Here is a 3667-nt window from a genome sequence, read left to right as displayed (position 1 = left end):
TGTTGAACTGACCAATTCGATTTGAATGCCATTGAAGCTGCTCCTAAAAAAAATCAGCTTGGAGACCAAGCTGATTTTTTCATCAATAAACCCAAAATATCTACTGTTTACTTATTTGTTTTTTACTTTGCTCACTATTTTTTTAAAAGGGATCTTGTATGTCCATGATATTCAGAAACAAAAGTCCCAAGAGCCCAACGATTAGTATATAATAGAGAGTCGGAAGAATTGTTTTTCTTAAAATCAAGCCTTCTTTGCCCAGGTATCCTACAGTAGCTGCCGCAGCGACTACATTATGGATGGCTATCATATTTCCGGCGGCGGCACCAACTGCTTGCAAGGCCACCATGATGGTGGTCGGCATTGACAATCTTTCCGCAACTCCAAACTGGAACAATCCGAACATCAGGTTACTTACGGTGTTGCTTCCTGCAATGAAAGCCCCCAAAGCCCCGACTGCAGGTGCGAACAGGGGATAAATCATTCCGACCTTGGAAGCGACCCATTCAGCCATTACAATAGGCATTCCCGGGAGATCCTGGGGATTGATACCGGAGTTGATATAGATCCTGACCATGGGAATGGTAAAAACTAAAACAAAGCCTGCCCCGATGATCATTTTGGAACTTTGGGAAATGGCCAGTCCTACATCTTTCCATTTCATTTGATGCAAAAACATGGTAATTGCTGCAACAAGGATCAAGATAGTACCCGGCAAATAAAGGGGTGTACTTGCGGCAGAAATTTGAGTTCCAAGAATATTGGCATAACCAATCTCAAAAGAAGTAAGCAGGGCCTTTACAGGCAATTGGGGAAGTCTTGTGACCACTAGAATCAATGCCAACAAAATGTATGGAAACCAGGATATGAACAAGGATAAGGGAGCCTTACTCTGGGGCTGATTGATATCCACTTTTAAATTTCCAAACCATAATTTTGGCCAGGTACTCCTTTCGGCGAAATCCCACTTTTTATCCGGAAGCAAAAATCCTTTTTTTGTCGCAGGAATAACGATCAGCAATCCCACCAAGGATCCCAATAAAGAAGGGAATTCGGGACCCAAAAACATCCCTGTCAAGAGATAAGGAATTGTAAATGCTAAACCTCCAAATATGGCGTAGGGGAACATGACCAAGCCTTCTTTCCAGCTTTTATTTTCGCCAAAAAATCTCGTCATCATGCAAATCATAAACAAAGGCATAATTGTACCTGCAATGGCATGAAAAATGGCTGAATTAGAGGTGATGATTTGCAGGTAATCCATATAGGTCATGTCAGCAGCTGCTAACATTTTATCCAATTGGGGACTTTCCAATCCTCCACGGACGCCGACTAAAATAGGGGTTCCCACTGCACCAAAGGTGACCGGTGTACTTTGGACCATTAGTCCCAGCATGACAGCCGCCATTGCTGGAAAGCCCATAGCCAGTAATAATGGGGCTACTATTGCCGCAGGTGTCCCAAAGCCCGCTGCTCCTTCAATAAAGGACCCGAACAACCAAACAATAATGACCACTTGCACTCTCCTATCCTCGCTGATACCGGAAAATCCGTTTCTGATTACCTGAATAGCTCCTGAGTAATTGAGTAATGTCAAAAGAAAAATTGCACCAAAAACAATATATAAAATATCAAATGTAATAAATAAGCCCTGTATGGAAGAGGCAAGTATATCCAAAATAGAAAGATCCCAAGCTAATTTAGCAATGACAGCCGTACTCAGAAAGCCAATTGGCATACTATATTTGGCAGGTATCCTAAATCCTACCAAAAGTATTGCTACCAATAATATTGGGAAAAGTGCCAGAAAGGACAAAACAGAAATGGACATAAGTAAATCATTTTGGGGTGTATTGTTGATTTTTTTTAGGAACTGCCCTAACTACTTCCACCCAATGTTTGGGTTTGGAATTTGTGAAATGGGCAATTTGATGTCTGCAACTGAAGCCGTTTGCAACGATTGCAGTCTGTTCGGATACTTTATTGAGCGCAGGAAAAAGAATCTCATCTCCTATTTTTTTTGAAATGTCATAATGCTCTTTTTCATAGCCGAAAGATCCGGCCATTCCACAACAGCCGGAAGGTATTTCACGAATGAGTGTATTGGTGTTTGCGAAAACATTTTTGGCTGCATTGGTACCAAAAAGTGCTTTTTGATGACAGTGTCCATGTATTATAATTTCTTCGGCCACAGCCTTGAATTCTACGTTCAGTTTACCCGATTTCAACTCGTTTTCAAGGAACACATCGATCATTACAACATTGGATTTGAGTTTATGGGCAAGATCCTGATCATCAATCAGATCAGGTAAATCATCATTAAGAGCAGAAGCACAGCTTGGTTCACAAACCACAACTTTGGAACCCTGGTCAAAATATTTCTCAAGACCTTTAGCGGTCTTGGTTCCTTCAGCTTTGGCATCTTTTAAAAATCCATGTGAAATTTTGGGCCGCTGACAACAGCCCACATTGGCCAATATCACTTCATAGCCACAGGAATTCAAAAGCTCAACTGCAGAGATCCCAATTTGAGGTTCATGATAATTCAGGAAAGTGTCAGCAAATAAGACAACCTTTTTGGAGGAGTGTGGTTGATGGTTTCCGTAATTCAAAAACCATTTGTAGAAAGGTTGGCCTGCATAGTCAGGCAGGGTTCTCCTCTTGTCAAATCCAATTGTTTTTTGAAGTAAAATCCTAAAAAACCATGATTTCTGAACGGCATTGATGGCCCATGCAAAGGAACCTGAAAATCTTGAGGCCATCTTGGAGGAATCTCTGATCAACCGGTCCCTTAAGGTTGTGCCATGCTTGTCAAAGTACAGCTGTCCCACATCACTTTTCATTTTGGCCATGTCCACATTGCTCGGACATTCGGACTTACAGGCTTTGCATGAAAGGCAAAGATCCATGGTTTGCCGGAGCCTTTCACTGGTCAGTCCATCCTTATCCAATTGACCTGACATGGCCAATCTCAGCGCATTGGCTCTTCCCCTTGTAGAATGTTCCTCATCCCTTGTTGCTTTGAAACTTGGGCACATGGTCCCTCCGATAATCTTCCTGCACTCCCCCACCCCCGTACACATGTGGACAGATTCCCTAAAGCTGTTTTCTGCCCTATATTTAAATTGGGTATCAGCAGTTTCATCTTTATAACCCACACCATATCTGAGATTTTTCTCTATGGTTTGGGCATCCACAATCTTACCCGGATTCATTAGATTTTCGGGATCAAATAGGGCTTTTACCTCCTTTAGGGCATTGTAAAGTTTTGTTCCAAAAAATCTTTCATTATATGCACTTCTTACAAGACCGTCCCCATGTTCGCCACTCCAAGACCCTCCATATTCGAGGACCAGTTCGAAGGTTTCATCTGCTATTTTTTTGAGATTTTCAATGTCCTCGTTTTGCCTTAGGTCCAGAATTGGCCTGACGTGAATGACTCCTACACTGGCATGGGCATACATGGATACTTCCGTATTGTGTTTTTTACAGATTTTGAGAACCCTGTCAATGTATTCCGGCAATACATCAATGGGTATGGCCGCATCTTCAATAAATGGAAGGGGTTTTTTATCTCCTTTGATTCCCAACATCAGGCCCAAGCCCTTTTTCCTGACAATCCAAACATCTTCATAAGCTTTGCCTTCGGGAAATAATGGGAAAGCAT

Annotated in this window: 2 protein-coding genes; both read right to left on the bottom strand. The window is 42.1% G+C overall.

Annotated features, from left to right (window positions below):
* Window positions 1-142 precede the first annotated feature (142 nt).
* Window positions 143-1831 carry an L-lactate permease gene (locus ACEW8U_RS21500; protein ID WP_373524109.1) on the bottom strand — a complete coding sequence of 563 codons (1689 nt, stop codon included), beginning with the start codon at window positions 1829-1831 and terminating at the stop codon, window positions 143-145.
* Window positions 1832-1838: 7 nt separating this feature from the next.
* On the bottom strand, window positions 1839-3667 hold a 1829-nt coding region (locus tag ACEW8U_RS21495), incomplete at its 5' end, for an FAD-binding and (Fe-S)-binding domain-containing protein (protein ID WP_373524108.1).

This window comes from Aquiflexum sp., assembly GCF_041751335.1.
Lineage (GTDB): Bacteria > Bacteroidota > Bacteroidia > Cytophagales > Cyclobacteriaceae > Aquiflexum.
This window is presented reverse-complemented; position numbering and strand designations above follow the sequence as displayed.